13 protein-coding genes are annotated in these 14,483 nt (G+C 71.0%); 6 read left to right on the top strand and 7 right to left on the bottom strand.

All coding sequences use genetic code 11. The features are described 5' to 3' along the window. The first annotated feature begins 255 nt into the window (after positions 1 to 255). From QC385_RS41400 to QC385_RS41390, 3 genes are all read left to right on the top strand, one after another. Entirely contained in the window at positions 256 to 969 is a 714-nt protein-coding gene (locus tag QC385_RS41400; RefSeq protein WP_279546571.1) for a FadR/GntR family transcriptional regulator, read from the top strand. Positions 970 to 1,293: 324 nt separating this feature from the next. Further along, positions 1,294 to 3,297, top strand: coding sequence for a glycosyltransferase family 2 protein (locus QC385_RS41395; RefSeq protein WP_279546570.1), 2,004 nt, complete (start codon positions 1,294 to 1,296; stop codon positions 3,295 to 3,297). Beyond that, positions 3,294 to 5,234, top strand: coding sequence for a kelch motif-containing protein (locus QC385_RS41390; protein WP_279546569.1), 1,941 nt, complete (start codon positions 3,294 to 3,296; stop codon positions 5,232 to 5,234). Before QC385_RS41395 ends, QC385_RS41390 begins: the two co-directional genes overlap by 4 nt. A 114-nt stretch (positions 5,235 to 5,348) precedes the next feature. Here the strand turns inward: QC385_RS41390 and QC385_RS41385 are convergent, their stop codons facing one another. The 6 genes from QC385_RS41385 to QC385_RS41360 all read right to left on the bottom strand — a co-directional run bounded on the left by QC385_RS41385 (position 5,349) and on the right by QC385_RS41360 (position 10,374). Beyond that, on the bottom strand, positions 5,349 to 6,341 hold the full coding sequence (locus tag QC385_RS41385; protein WP_279546568.1) for a glycoside hydrolase family 6 protein: 993 nt from the start codon (positions 6,339 to 6,341) through the stop codon (positions 5,349 to 5,351). A 373-nt stretch (positions 6,342 to 6,714) separates the two neighbouring features. Next, positions 6,715 to 7,392, bottom strand: a complete 678-nt coding sequence (locus tag QC385_RS41380) for a class F sortase (protein WP_279546567.1) — start codon at positions 7,390 to 7,392, stop codon at positions 6,715 to 6,717. 2 nt (positions 7,393 to 7,394) lie between these two features. Next, on the bottom strand, positions 7,395 to 8,201 hold the full coding sequence (locus tag QC385_RS41375; RefSeq protein ID WP_279546566.1) for a hypothetical protein: 807 nt from the start codon (positions 8,199 to 8,201) through the stop codon (positions 7,395 to 7,397). 126 nt (positions 8,202 to 8,327) lie between these two features. After that, positions 8,328 to 9,107 (bottom strand): HAD-IIA family hydrolase, encoded by a 780-nt coding sequence (locus QC385_RS41370; RefSeq protein ID WP_193505829.1) that lies wholly within the window; start codon positions 9,105 to 9,107, stop codon positions 8,328 to 8,330. Positions 9,108 to 9,235: 128 nt separating this feature from the next. After that, positions 9,236 to 10,039: an LPXTG cell wall anchor domain-containing protein gene (locus QC385_RS41365; protein WP_279546565.1), complete on the bottom strand. Its 804-nt coding sequence runs from the start codon at positions 10,037 to 10,039 to the stop codon at positions 9,236 to 9,238. A gap of 116 nt (positions 10,040 to 10,155) precedes the next feature. Then, on the bottom strand, positions 10,156 to 10,374 hold the full coding sequence (locus tag QC385_RS41360) for a hypothetical protein (RefSeq protein ID WP_279546564.1): 219 nt from the start codon (positions 10,372 to 10,374) through the stop codon (positions 10,156 to 10,158). Between the two features lie 131 nt (positions 10,375 to 10,505). On the opposite strand from QC385_RS41360, the gene QC385_RS41355 reads away from it, so the two are divergent. Continuing rightward, entirely contained in the window at positions 10,506 to 11,375 is an 870-nt protein-coding gene (locus QC385_RS41355; RefSeq protein WP_279546563.1) for a TetR/AcrR family transcriptional regulator, read from the top strand. On the opposite strand, the gene QC385_RS41350 is transcribed toward QC385_RS41355, so the two are convergent. Next, on the bottom strand, positions 11,333 to 12,649 hold the full coding sequence (locus QC385_RS41350; protein ID WP_279546562.1) for an ROK family transcriptional regulator: 1,317 nt from the start codon (positions 12,647 to 12,649) through the stop codon (positions 11,333 to 11,335). The genes QC385_RS41355 and QC385_RS41350 overlap by 43 nt on opposite strands. Positions 12,650 to 12,762: 113 nt before the next feature. On the opposite strand from QC385_RS41350, the gene QC385_RS41345 reads away from it, so the two are divergent. Beyond that, on the top strand, positions 12,763 to 13,860 hold the full coding sequence (locus tag QC385_RS41345) for a Gfo/Idh/MocA family protein (protein WP_279546561.1): 1,098 nt from the start codon (positions 12,763 to 12,765) through the stop codon (positions 13,858 to 13,860). After that, on the top strand, positions 13,857 to 14,384 hold the full coding sequence (locus tag QC385_RS41340) for a heme-degrading domain-containing protein (protein WP_086854455.1): 528 nt from the start codon (positions 13,857 to 13,859) through the stop codon (positions 14,382 to 14,384). The genes QC385_RS41345 and QC385_RS41340 overlap by 4 nt, the downstream gene beginning before the upstream one ends. The last annotated feature ends 99 nt before the right edge of the window (positions 14,385 to 14,483 follow it).

Raw genomic sequence — 14,483 nt, 5'->3', positions numbered from 1 at the left:
GGTTCGCAGAAAGCGCGAACCCAAGCCGCCACCGTCTTTTCTGCGCGGCTTCGCCGCGCGCCGTGGGGGCTCCGCCACCCACACCCCCTTCTCTCGGCGTCACAGCGAGCGGGGAACGGAAGCCCGGCTCGGCACAGTCGCACCGACCGAAGGCCCCTCGCGGAAGCGTGGGGCTTTTCGTATGCCTGAGCACAGACCTGGTTCGGTCTGGCCGGAACCCGGCCCCCCACGCGAATGGCCGGATACCCTCTCGCCATGGCAGCGCGTGACCTCCAAGAGCGGATCAAGAAGCTCATCATCGACCGCCGGCTGGCCTCCGGGGCCCCGCTGCCGACCGAGCCCGAGCTGATGGAGTACCTCGGCGCGAGCCGGAACTCGGTGCGGGAGGCGCTGAAGGCGCTCCAGGCGATGGGCATCGTGGAGATCCGGCACGGCTTCGGCACCTACGTCGGCCCGATGTCCCTGGCCCCGATGATCGAGGGACTCGCCTTCCGCACGGTCGCCGGGCACTACCGGGGCGAGGACTCCCTGCTCCAGTTGCTGGAGCTGCGGGAGGCGGTGGAGACCGGGCTGGTCTCCCGGCTCGCGGGGCGGATACCGGAAGCGGACCTCATTGAACTGGACGGGCTCGTCGACCGTATGGAAGAGCAGGCCGCGCGCGGAGCCGGTCTCGCCGAGACCGACCGTTCCTTCCACGCCACCCTCTACCGGGGGCTGGACAACGTGCTGCTGAGCGAGGTCCTGGAGGCGTTCTGGGACGCCTTCCACCGGGTCCGCACCGACCTCGGGGGCGTGCCGCAGGACCCTAAGGTGACCTGCCGGCAGCACCGGGAGATCCTCGACGCGGTCCGGTCCGGCGACTCGATGCGGGCGGAGGAGGCCATAAGAGAGCACTTCGGGAACATCCGCGCCCGCCTGTCCACAACGGCTCCACAGGGCCCCCACACCCGCCACAATGAACGCGTATGACCGGTAAACACCGCGTTTCGCATCTTGCGATCATGATGAACACCGTAGAACCCTGGTTTTCTGGTTTTTCAAGATGCTGCGCTTACGCGGCAGTTGGGGGGCAAAAGAACCGGTTGCGGGCCGGACGGGAGTAGGGGCCCCGTTCATGAAGCGATGCCGTGGGGGGCATCATGCAACCGGAAGGTCGCGTTGCCGTGTCTATAAGGTGTGGATGACGTGGTGGCAGCGACCCGCCACTGATACGTCTGTGAAGGTCGAGGGGGACCTGCGGCAGGCGGTAGGAAGCTACGAAACACGCGGTGTCCGCGTGTGGGGGGATGACTCATGACGTCGAGGCCGACGGGCGCCCGGCAACAGGACCACGACCCGTCCCAGACCACCCAGCTCAGGGTGCCGACGCATCGGATGAGCACCACGGGGACATTCCGGCGGATCAAGAAGACGCTGCCGAGATACGACTACGAGCACTACAGCCGGCTCGCGGGTCCCCTCACCCAGCCCGATCCGACCAAGCCCTACAAGGTGCAGTACCGGTCGCTGATCTCGCAGGAACCGCACCGCATAAGAGTCGCGCTGATGCTGGCCGCGGCGCCGGTGCTGTCCGTGGTGCTGCTGGTGTGGCTGCTCCAGCCCGAGCACTGGACCGAGCGCGACTACCCGGCCTTCGACTGGCTGCCCGCACTGGACGTGGTGATGCTGGTCTCGATCGGACTGATCGAGTTCTTCCGCTGCATGAACGTGGTGTCGAACGCGCACGCCACGCTGGTCGCCCGCGACCCGATCCCGGTGGTGCCCGAGACCGGCACCAGAGTGGCCTTCCTCACCTCCTTCGTGCCCGGCAAGGAGCCGCTGGAGATGGTGACGAAGACGCTGGAGGCCGCGGTGAAGATCCGCCACCGGGGCCTCATGCACGTCTGGCTGCTCGACGAGGGCGACGACCCCGAGGTGAAGGCGGTCTGCGAGCGCCTCGGCGTGCACCACTTCTCGCGCAAGGGCGTCGCGAAGTGGAACCAGGCCAAGGGCCCGCACCGCGCCAAGACCAAGCACGGCAACTACAACGCCTGGCTGGAGGCGCACGGCGACGACTACGACTTCTTCGCCTCGGTCGACACCGACCACGTGCCGCTGCCCAACTACCTGGAGCGGATGCTCGGCTTCTTCCGTGACCCGGACGTCGGCTTCGTCATCGGCCCGCAGGTCTACGGCAACTACGACAACCCGATCACCAAGGCCGCCGAGTCGCAGCAGTTCCTCTTCCACGCGCTGATCCAGCGCGCGGGCAACCGCTACGGCTCCCCCATGTTCGTCGGCACCTCCAACGCCGTGCGCATCAAGGCGCTGAAGCAGATCGGCGGTCTGTACGACTCGATCACCGAGGACATGGCGACCGGCTTCGAGATGCACCGCCACAAGAACCCGGCGACGGGCCGCAAGTGGCGCTCGGTCTACACCCCGGACGTGCTCGCGGTCGGTGAGGGCCCGAGCGCCTGGACGGACTTCTTCACCCAGCAGATGCGCTGGTCGCGAGGGACGTACGAGACGATCCTCAAGCAGTACTGGAAGGGCTGGTACTCGCTGCCGCCGAGCAAGCTCTTCAACTACACGATGATGATCATCTTCTACCCGATGTCGGCCCTGAACTGGATCCTGGCGGCGCTGAGCTGCTGCCTGTTCCTGGGCCTGGGCGCCTCGGGTGTCAACATCGACCCGGCGGTCTGGCTGATGCTCTACGGCAACGCCTCCGCGCTCCAGATCGGTCTGTACGTCTGGAACCGCCGGCACAACGTCTCGCCGCACGAGCCGGAGGGCTCGGGCGGTGTGGCCGGCATGGTGATGTCCGCGCTGTCGGCGCCGCTGTACGCGAAGGCGCTGATCGACTCGATGCTGCGGCGCAAGAGCAAGTTCGTGGTCACGCCCAAGGGCGACTCGGCGAGCCCGGACCGCTGGTTCGGCACGTTCCGCTACCACTGGTACTTCGTCGCCATCTTCGGCGCGTCGATCGCGGCCGGCTTCGTCTTCGGCCACTCGCACCCGGCGATGATCATCTGGGCGACGTTCGCGCTGCTGATCACGGCCTCGCCGGTCTTCGCCTGGCGCTGGCAGCTGCGGCAGGACGCGAAGAAGCCCGCCGCACCCCCCGCGGAGCAGCCGCAGGACCCTGCGGGGCCGAACCGGACGCAGCCGCTGCCCATCCCGCAGCAGCCCGCGGCCCACGCCCCGCAGCACAAGCCCAGTTGGGCCGCCACCCCTGGCGGAAACGGGGAGGTCGGGGGGACCGACCAGACCATGCAGATCGCCCTTGGTGGACTTGGGGGACGTAAGGAATGAACGACCGTGCAGGCCGCCGCCGGGCCCGTCGACTCGCGATCGGCACGGCGGTGGTACTCGCGCTGGCCGGGATGAACGGTCCGTGGCTCTACCGCTTCGGGACCGAGAAATACCACCAGTACAAAATCAACAAGCCGGAGTACAAGGCCGCGAACGGCAAGTGGGAGATCATCGAGTTTCCCGAGGAGTACCGGCAGAACACCATCCACGCGGCGCTGCTGCGCACCGGCAAGGTGCTGCTCGTCGCGGGGTCGGGCAACAACCAGGACAACTTCGACGCGAAGAAGTTCGACACCCGGATCTGGGACCCGGTCAAGGGCACCATCAAGAAGGTCCCCACGCCCAGCGACCTGTTCTGCACCGGCCACACCCAGCTCGCCAACGGCAACCTGCTGATCGCGGGCGGCACCAAGCGGTACGAGAAGCTCAAGGGTGACGTCACCAAGGCCGGCGGCCTGATGATCGTCCACAACGAGAACCCGGACAAGCCGATCACGCTGCCCGCGGGCACCAAGTTCACGGGCAAGGAGAACGGCAAGACCTTCGTCTCGAAGGACCCGGTGCTCGTGCCGCGCGCCAAGAAGGTCTTCGACAAGGCGACCGGCAGGTTCCTGCGCAACGACCCCGGTCTCGGCCGGATCTACGTCGAGGCGCAGAAGCGGGGCAAGAAGTTCGAGACCGGCACGCAGGACAACTACCGCGTGCACGGCCTGAAGGGCGCCGACGCCAAGAACACCTACGGCATCGCGCAGAAGCTCGCCCTGGACAAGAAGGACTTCCAGGGCATCCGGGATGCCTTCGAGTTCGACCCGGTCGCCGAGAAGTACATCAAGGTCGACCCGATGAAGGAGGCCCGCTGGTACCCGACGCTCACCACCCTGAGCGACGGGAAGATCCTCAGCGTCTCCGGCCTCGACGACATCGGCCAGCTGGTCCCGGGCAAGAACGAGGTCTTCGACCCGAAGACCAAGAAGTGGACCTACACGGACAAGGTCCGGCAGTTCCCGACCTACCCGGCGCTGTTCCTCATGCAGAACGGCAAGGTCTTCTACTCGGGTTCCAACGCGGGCTACGGGCCGGACAACGTGGGCCGTGACCCGGGCGTGTGGGACGTGGACACCAACAAGTTCACGAAGATCCCCGGCCTGAGCGACCCCAAGCTGATGGAGACGTCCGGCACGGTGCTGCTGCCGCCGGCGCAGGACGAGAAGTACATGGTGATCGGCGGCGGCGGCGTCGGCGAGTCCCAGCAGTCCAGTGAGAAGACCAGGATCGTCGACCTGAAGAAGCCGAACCCGAGCTTCGTGGACGGCCCGTCCCTGGACAAGGGCACCCGCTACCCGAACGCCTCGATCCTGCCCGACGACAGCGTGCTGATCTCCGGCGGCTCGGAGGACTACCGGGGCCGCAGCGACTCCAACATCTTCGAGGCGCGCATCTACGACACGGAGAAGAACGACCTCAGGCGGGTCGCCGACCCGCTGGTGGGCCGCAACTACCACTCCGGGTCGATCCTGCTGCCCGACGGCCGCGTGATGTTCTTCGGCTCGGACTCCCTCTACGGCGACAAGGCCAACACCAAGCCGGGCAAGTTCGAGCAGCGCATCGAGATCTACACGCCGCCGTACCTCTACGGCAGCGGGGACCAGCCCTCGCTGTCCGGCGGGCCGCAGACCATCGAGCGCGGCGGGACGGGGACGTTCACCTCGTCGGACGCGACCAAGGTCGAGAAGGTCCGGCTGATGCGCCCGAGCGCCGCCACGCACGTCACGGACGTCGACCAGCGCTCGATCGCGCTGGACTTCGAGGCGTCCGGCAACAAGCTGACGGTGACCGTGCCGAAGAACCGGAACCTGGTCCAGGCGGGCTGGTACATGCTGTTCGTGACGGACGACCGGGGCACGCCGAGCAAGGCTCAGTGGGTCAAGGTGCCGTAGCGATCGGCTGATCGGGGCGCTCTCCGGTACGGAGGGCGCCCCTTCGCGTGCCCGGGCCCGACGGGAAACACGCTGACCCGCGTCCCGTCCGCTCCCGGAGGCCCGGCCGGGCTTCTAGGAACTGGCCTTCGCCAGCTTCAGCGCGTAGTCCGCCCACCATTGACCGGCCTTGGGCCCGCCCTTGCACTCGCCGTCCGACTCCCCCGGCCGCTTGACCCACAGGTACGCGTCGACCAGCGGGTCCGCCGTCTTCGTCGTCGGCGTCTCGCCCAGGGCGCGGCCCGGCGGGTTGCACCAGCGTTCGTCGGGGTTGCCCTGGGTGTAGGGGCCCTTGCCGTTGCGGCTGGTGTCGATGACGAAGTGCTTGCCGCCGACCTTGGCGGAGAGCTGCTTGCCGTAGGCGATGGAGTCTTCGGTGGAGTAGAAGTTGGAGACGTTGACGGAGAAGCCGTCGGCCTTTTCGATGCCGGCCCACTTCAGCGGCTCGAAGATCTGGTCGGGGTCCTGCCAGCCGGCGTTGCCCGCGTCCAGGTACACCTGCGTGTTCTTCAGCGACTTCAGCTTGGTGACGGCACCCTTGAGGAGGTCGTAGCGCTCCTCGTGGAACTGCTCCGGCGTGCAGCCGTCCACCAGGTGCAGCAGCGCGTCCGGTTCGAGGATGACCGCGGCGGAGCGGTCGCCGATGCCCGCCGCCACGCCGTCGAGCCACTTGCGGTAGGCGTTGCCGTCGGCGGCGCCGCCCTGCGAGTACTGGCCGCAGTCGCGGTGCGGGATGTTGTAGAGGACGAGCAGTGCCGTACGGCCTGCCTTGTCGGCGGCCTCGGTGAAGCCCTGGGTCTGCTCCCGCGGGTTGTCCGGGCCGATCCACTCGGCGACCGGCTGCTCGGCGATCTTGCGGATCTGCTCGGCGTCCTGCTTCTTGCCGGCCTTCTCCAGGGCTGCGACCTGCTGTGCCGCGGTGCCGTCCGGATTGACCCAGAACGGGGCGGTCTCCTTGGGCTGCTGAGTGATCCCCGCGCCCGAGTCATCGCCTGGGTCCGATCCGTCTCCCCCGTCGGACGAACACCCCGTGACCAGCAGTGCCGCCCCCAGCACCACTGCGGACATCCGACTCGCGGCGGACGCCCTTACCCCCCTGCTGCCCATCCAACTCCCCCTTGGGTGCACCGTTCCAAGTCTCAATCCTGACATACGTCCCGCGATCCCCACGAGGCGGAAGCCACCTGCACGGATGACGCAGAGCCACCGTATCGGGACTTGGCGTCATACAACCTCTAGGCCCGGGTGGTCCTTTGGTTCTAGAGTCTTCTCAGCAGGGCCCGGCCTCCGGCCAGAGTTTCACCCACCGTGGCTCCCGCGACCTCCCGCGCAGCTCGCCGGGTTACTCCCGCAGCCCGTGCGTGCGCGGTCGAGGACCAGCCCGGTCGGCGGCTTCAGGGGGAGCGGGTCGTCGACCGGGCTGGGGGGGCGCCCTCGGCCGTCAGAGGCCCGTTCCCGTCAGGTACGCCGACACCACGACGTTCGCCGTGTAGCTGCGGGTCGTACGGTCGAAGCTGCCGCCGCAGGTGACCAGCCGCAGCTCGGCCCGCCCCGACTCGCGGGGCCCGTAGGCCTGGTGGGCGTCGAAGTGGTCGCGGGTGAGGACCTGGACGGACTCGACGGTGAACTCCGCGACCTTGGCGTCGGCCCGGATCACCCGGATCGTCTGGCCCGGCCGCATGGCACTGACCCTGTAGAAGACGGCCGGCCGGGTGTCGGTGTCGACGTGACCGACCATCAGCGCGGTCCCCGGCGCCCCGGGGGCCACGCCGCCCGCGTACCAGCCGACCGCGCCCGGCTGGTCGTACGGCGGCGGATCGAGCGCGCCGCGCGCGTCCAGACCCCGCGCCACCACGGGCGCCTGCACCCCGAGCCCGGGGATGTCGACGCGCTGCGGCAGCGCGTCGACCAACGGGCGGTGCGCGGGCGGCAGTTTCACGTCCGGGGGCCGTCCGGCCGCCGCCATGTCGCCCGTCGTGGGCGCGGAAATGCCGTGCCGCACGTCGGTCACCTCGCGGCCCCACAGCCACAGCCCGAGCAGCAGCGCCACCCAGGCGACACCGGCCAGCAGGCGGCCGGTGCCCGAGGAATGTCCCTTGATTCGTTCCTGGTCGGACATGGTCAGTCCGTTCCGCGGCTCCGGCGGACACCGCCCAGCGCGACGACCACCGCGGCCACTCCCGCGAGAATCAGGCCGGTCACCCCCTGCGCCGTACCGGGGCCGGTCCCGCGGTCCTCGGCGGCGACGAGGTCCGCCGCGCCACCGCCGCCCGCCTGGACGGGGGCGACGGGTGAGGGGTACGCGCTCGGCCGCCGGGAGGCGGGCCGCCGCTCATCACCCCCGGGCGCGGGCCGCTGCCCGTCGTCACCGGAAGCGGACGGCTGTCCACCGCCCTCGGGCATGGGCGGCTGGCCGACGGTCCCGGGGGCGGGTGGCTGGCCGGTCGCGCCGGGTGCGGGCGGTTGTCCGCCGGTCCCGGACACGGACGCGGGCGGCCGGTCACCGGTCCAGGGCGCGGGTGGCTGTCCACTGGTCCCGGTCCCGGACACGGCCGCATGCTCGCTCCCCGCCCCGGACGCGGAGCGCCGCCTCTCACCGTCCCGGACGGTGAACGTGCCGGTCCGTTCGGTCTCGCCGCAGGTGACCTTCACGGCGTGCGTCCCCGCGTCGAGCGTGGAGCGGACGCGGCTCTCGCCGACGAGTTCACCGTCGGTGACGGTGAGCCGCGCGTCCGCCACGAACGCCGCCGAGCGGGCGACGGCCGTCCTCTCCGGACAGTCGGTCACGCGGAGCGTGACGTCACTGCCGGGCGCGGGGGTCGCCGGGGTCATCGAGACGACGCCCCCTGCGTCCGCCGCGTACGCCGCCGGGGTGAGGGCGGCCGCGACCAGGACGCTCGTACAGACAGTGACTCTCAGGGAACCCATCGTGAACCTCCAGACGCCTGGAGCCTCCCCCGCACGGTCGGCCACCGCATCCTCAGGGACGCGGTGGCTACTCCATACGGGTGGCGACGGGTTTGAGCTCCGGTCCGCTGCCTCCCGGGCTCGGGCTCAGACCCGGTCGACGAGGTCCGCGATCGAGTCCACGACCTGCGACGGCCGGTACGGGAAGCCCTCGACCTGGTCGGGCCGGGTCAGGCCGGTGAGCACCAGGAACGTCTGCATCCCGGCCTCCATGCCCGCCAACACGTCCGTGTCCATGCGGTCGCCGATCATCGCGCTGCTCTCGGAGTGCGCCCCGATGGCGTTCAGCCCGGTCCGCATCATCAGCGGGTTCGGCTTGCCCGCGAAGTACGGCTTCTTGCCGGTCGCCTGGGTGATCAGCGCGGCCACGGCACCGGTCGCGGGCAGCGGGCCCTCGGTGGACGGGCCCGTCTCGTCGGGGTTGGTGCAGATGAAACGGGCGCCGTCGAGGATGAGCCGTACCGCCTTCGTCATGGCCTCGAAGGAGTACGTACGGGTCTCGCCGAGGACGACGTAGTCCGGCTCGTGGTCGGTCAGGATGTAGCCGATGTCGTGCAGCGCGGTGGTCAGGCCCGCCTCGCCGATGACGTACGCCGAGCCGCCCGGCCGCTGGTCGTCCAGGAACTGGGCGGTGGCCAGGGCCGAGGTCCAGATGCTCTCGATCGGCACCTCCAGGCCCATGCGGCGCAGCCGGGCGTGCAGGTCGCGCGGGGTGTACATCGAGTTGTTGGTGAGGACCAGGAAGGGCTTGCCGGACTCGCGCAGCTTCTTGAGGAAGGCGTCGGCGCCGGGGATCGGTACGCCCTCGTGGATGAGCACACCGTCCATGTCGGTGAGCCACGACTCGATGGGCTTGCGGTCTGCCATGTGCGGGATCTCCTGCCGTACGCGGGCCGACGTGCGCCTTGGGGCCAGGAGCCAAGCCTAAACAGTGGCCGGATCTTGGGGAATGGCCTGCGTACGACGTCCCGACAGGCGGGACAGGTCCACGCGCCTCAGCGGCGCCGGCGCGCGAGGAGCAGCGCCCCGCCGCCGGCGAGCAGCACCGCCGCGGCGGCAGCGGCGACCTGGCCGCCGGATCCCGTACGGGCGAGTTCCTCGGCGAACGGGAAGCGGTCCTCGCGGGGCGGGACGGACCCGTCGGGCTCCGGCAGGGAGTCGGTGCCGCCGTCGGGCTCCGGCGGGGAGTCGGTGCCGCCGTCGGCCTCCGGCTCGCCGCCGTCGACCGGGCCGTCGCCGTCGATCCCGAACCGGTAGTCGTTCGACTGCCCGACCCAGTCGCCGTCGTCCTCGTGCCGCTGCACCACGGCGGCGTTGGCGGTGACGTCGTTCGGCACGGCGTCCGAGGTGACCGCGAGCCGCACCTTCACGGTGACGGTCTTCCCCGGTCCGACGGTGAACCCGGCGAAGCGGTCCTCCTCGTCGGCGAACGCCCCGACGAGCTCGTCCTCCTCGGTCTTCTCGAACCGCACGGGGTGCGCCCGCGCCCCCTCGAAGAACTCAAGCCGGGGCTGGGAGGGCTCCAGCGCCCGTTTGTCGTCGACGAGCACGACGACGGGGTGGATACCGGTGCACGGCCGGTCGGTCGTGTTGGTCAGATCGAGATACCAGGTCCCGAACCCGCCCCCGGCCGTGTAGGTGGCGGGCCCGCCGTGGACGCGGGTGGTGAGCGGGAAGGTGTGGTCGTCGGGCGCGGCACAGGCGGGCGCCGGGTCGTCCGCGTACGCCGGATGGGCTCCAGTGAGCAGGACGGCGGCTGCCGCAGCCAGGCAGAGGTGAGTGGGCGTGCAGGGTCGCATGGAGATGTGACATTGCCGGAAGAAGCCGGTCGCGAGCCGACACCGCCGGGAACGCCCCCGAACGGCGGCGCGAATCCGCCCGGTCGGCGGACACCCAGAGGGGCCGGGAGGAGTCCTCAGCGGCGCCCGAGCGCCTTCGCGCGCGAGTGGGCCCAGCCGGTCAGGAGGACACCGGCGGCGGTGAGGACGGCGTAGGTCAGCAGCGTGGGGAGGAAGCCGCCGGGGAGCCCGTCCAGCAGCCCCCGGTCGCCGTTGTCGACGAGGAGCCGGACGAGCGCCTGGGCACACACGACCATCATCACCATGCCGAGGACCCGCAGGACGTCGTACTTCATGGCCTTCCCTTCCGTGGGAGAGGTGTTGACGTTGACGTTACGAACGTATCAATCGGCAGGCGCGTGATCAGCCTTGCAACAGCTCAACTTTCGCTTTACGTCACACTTTCTCGGCGCGCTATCGTGAAGGTGTGCGTGACGAAAAGAAGCGGACGTGCCCGGTGTGCGGCAAGCCCACGGCCCGTCCGGGCCGAGGCCGCCCGCCCGTGTACTGCTCCCGGAGCTGCCAGGCCCGGGCCTACCGCCGGCGCCGGCAGCCGCTGCCCGCCCCGGGCAGCCCGCCCGCGCCCCGGCCGACGGACGTCCGGGCACGGCAGCGGCGCCGGATCGCCGAGGCGGTGTGGCGCATCGCGGCCGAGCAGGGGCTGGACGCGGCGAGCATGCGCAGGATCGCGGCCGAGGCCAGGGTGTCGCTGCGGGTCGTGCAGTACCACTTCGACTCCAAGCACGCCCTGATGGTCGACGCGCTGCGGCTGCTGCACGAGGAGAACGAACGGCTGGCCCAGGGACGTATCCCGTACGACATGACGGAGCCGTGCGCGCTGCTGCGGGCGGTGCTGGACGAGTTCCTGCCGCTGGACGAGCAACGCGTCTTCGCACTGCGCGTGTTCACGGCGTACTACGCGCGGAGCCTGACCGACCCCGTGCTCGCGGAGGTCTTCCTGGCCGCCGAGCAGCCGCTGGAGCGGCTCGTGGCGGACATCATCGGGATGGGCGAGGCGACAGGGAACACCGCGCCGGGCATCGACCGGGTGCACGAGGCGGACCTGCTGGTGTCGGGAGCGGTCGGGCTGGGCCTGGACGTCCTGCACGGCCGCCGCTCACTCGCGGACGTGCGGACGGTGCTGGACTACCACCTGGGGCGGATCTTCCCGGACGCCGTCCGCACACCCCGGCCGAATCCGGCCCCCAACCCGCGTGGGACCCCCATCCCCACCACGAGTCCGGCTCCCGTCCCTCAGCCGTCCGCCCGCCCGAACACCGGCCCCAGCACCAGCTGAGCCGCCCCCACCGCCACGACTCGCCCTCCACCCGGCGCGACACGCACCGGTACGGCGTCCTCCCCCGTCCGCCGGGCCCGTGCCCCCAGCACCGCCCCGACCCCCCGCACGAACGCCTCCGGCGTCGCGGCCACGGTCCGGCCGCCCAGCAGGACGACGTCGATGTCGAGCAGCCCGACCAGGTTCGCCGCGCCCGCTCCCAGCACCCGCGCCGCCTCCTCGACATCGCCGCGCGCCACCGCACCGAGGCACAGCGCCTCCACGCAGCCGCGGTCGCCGCAGGTGCACGGCGGGCCGTCCAGCTGGATCACCTGGTGGCCGAACTCCCCGGCCCCGGTCCGGGCTCCCCGGTGCACGCTCCCGCCGATCACCAGACCGGCCCCCAGCCCCGTACCGAGGTGCAGGTACGCGAAGGAGCCGCCCTCGCCCCCGGCCGCCAGACCCAGCGCCGCCGCGTTGGTGTCCTTGTCGACCACGACCGGCACCCCCAGCCGCTCCGCCAGCGCCTCCCGCAGCGGAAAGCCGTCCCACTCCGGGAATCCGGTCACCCGGTGCAGCACACCCCGGACGTGGTCGAGCGGCCCGGGCAGCGCCACTCCCACTCCGAGCAGGGAACCGGCATGGGCGGGCAGCGGTCCGGCGGGCAGTGGTCCGGCGGGCAGTGGTCCGGCGGGCAGTGGTCCGGCGGGCAGTGGTCCGGCGGGCAGCGCCTCCGTCGCCGTGGCGCGCACGGCTTCCGTCGCCGTCGCCCGTACGGCATCCGCCCCCGTGGCTCGCACGGCATCCGTCGCCGTCGCGCGTACCGCATCCGCCACCGTCGCAGGCACCGCATCCCCCACCGGCATCCGCACCTCATCCGCCACCGTCGCCCGCACGGCCTCCGTCACCGCCGTCAGCACCGCCCCCGCACCCGCCCCCAGGTCCAGCGCGGCCCGCCGCTCCCCCACCACCGTCCCGCGCAGATCCACGAGCACGGCCCGGACCTCGTCCCGGTCCAGGTGGACGCCCACCGCGTGCCCCGCCTCGGGCACCAGCCGCAGCACCGTGCGCGGCTTGCCCCCGGTCGACGCGCGGCGCCCCGCCTCCGCCGCGAGACCGTCCTCCCGCAGCCGGGCCGTGATCTTGCTGACCGCCTGTGGGGTGAGGCCGGTCCGCTCGGCGAGTTCGAGCCGGCTGATGCCGTCAGACCCGGCCGTCCGCAGCAGGTCGAGCACCAGCGCGGCGTTGTGGCTGCGCAGGGCGAGCAGGTTCGCTCCAGCCCCTGCACCACTCATGCCGCCCGCCCCGCCCACTCCACCCACTCCGCCCGTACGGTCGCTCACCCTGTTCACGCCACCCATTGTCCCCGGCGCTTGCACTTTGGCAACAGCGTTGCCAAAGTGGTGGCATGACTGGCACACCCCTCGGCACATCCGGCACCCCCGGCTCGCCCCTCCGCGTCGGCCTCGTCGGCTACGGCCTCGCCGGCTCCGTCTTCCACGCCCCGCTGATCGCCGCCACCGAGGGCCTCGCCCTCGACACGGTGGTCACCTCGAACCCCGAGCGGCAGCAGCAGGCCCGCGCCGAGTTCCCGGACGTGCGCCTCGCCGCCGGCCCGGACGAGCTGTTCGACCGGGCCGGGGAGCTGGACCTGATCGTCGTGGCGTCCCCGAACAAGACGCACGTGCCGCTCGCGACCGCCGCGCTCCACGCCGGTCTGCCGGTCGTGGTCGACAAGCCCGTCGCGGGCACGGCGGCCGAGGCCCGCGAGCTGGCCGCCCTCGCCGAAGAGCGCGGCCTGCTCCTCTCCGTCTTCCAGAACCGCCGCTGGGACAACGACTTCCTCACCCTGCGCAAGCTGCTGGCCGAGGGCGAGTTGGGCGACGTCTGGCGCTTTGAATCACGCTTCGAGCGCTGGCGTCCGAAGCCGAAGGGCGGCTGGCGGGAGTCCGGCGACCCGGCAGAGATCGGAGGTCTGCTCTACGACCTCGGCAGCCACGTCGTCGACCAGGCACTGGTCCTCTTCGGCCCGGCGGCCGCGGTGTACGCGGAGTCGGACATCCGCCGCCCGGGCGCCGAGACGGACGACGACACGTTCATCGCCATCACGCACGCCGGCGGCGTCCGCTCCCACCTCTACGTCTCCGCGACGACCGCCCAGCTCGGACCCCGCTTCCGCGTCCTGGGCTCGGCCGCGGGCTACGTCAAGTACGGCCTCGACCCCCAGGAGGCGGCCCTGCGCGAAGGCCACCGCCCCGGGCCCGGCTGGGGCGTGGAGCCCGAGTCGCTGTGGGGCCGCGTGGGCGCCGGCGAGTCCCCGGTCACGGGAGGCGGCCGCCCCGAACCGACCCTCCCGGGCGACTACCCCGCTTACTATGCCGCCGTGGCGAAGGCCCTGCTGGAGGGGGCCCCGAACCCGGTGACCGCCCTGGAGGCGGCCGCCGCCCTGGACGTACTGGAAGCCGCCCGTCGTTCGGCCCACGAGAAGGTGACGGTGACCCTGTGACCCACAAGAGCAACCCTTCGCACAGCCAGGAGCTGACCCCGAAGTTCCACCCGGAGCTGACCCCGAGCCTGGAGGAGCTGGAACAGCAGGAACGCCGCCTGGTGTTCCGCCAGTTCACCCACGACGACGCCTGGGCGCTCGGCTCGCTCCTCGTCGGCATGGCCCGGGAGCGGCAGGCCCCGGTCGCGATCGACATCCACCGCGCCGGCCAGCAGCTCTTCCACGCGGCGCTGCCCGGCTCCGCGCCCGACAACGACGCCTGGATCGAGCGCAAGCGCCGGGTGGTCGAGCGCTACGGCTCCGCCTCCTACCTGGTGGGCGCCCGTTTCCGCGCCAAGGGCACGACGTTCGAGGAGTCCTCGCGCCTGGACCCCGACACGTACGCGGCACACGGCGGTTCCTTCCCGATCACCGTCGAGGGCGTCGGCGTGATCGGCGCGGTGACGGTGTCCGGGCTGCCGCAGCTCCAGGACCACCGGTTCGTGGTGGAGGCGCTGGAGGAGTTCCTCGGCAAGGACCGCTAGCGACGGCTATCGACCGCTAGCGACCGCCGGCGCGCCGAAATCACCGACGCCGGCTCGGAATTACGGCCAGGCCCCTCCGGTTGGCACCTGCTGTACGCA

The sequence above is a fragment of the Streptomyces sp. DH10 genome, assembly GCF_029813805.1.
GTDB lineage: Bacteria > Actinomycetota > Actinomycetes > Streptomycetales > Streptomycetaceae > Streptomyces > Streptomyces coeruleofuscus.
This window is presented reverse-complemented; position numbering and strand designations above follow the sequence as displayed.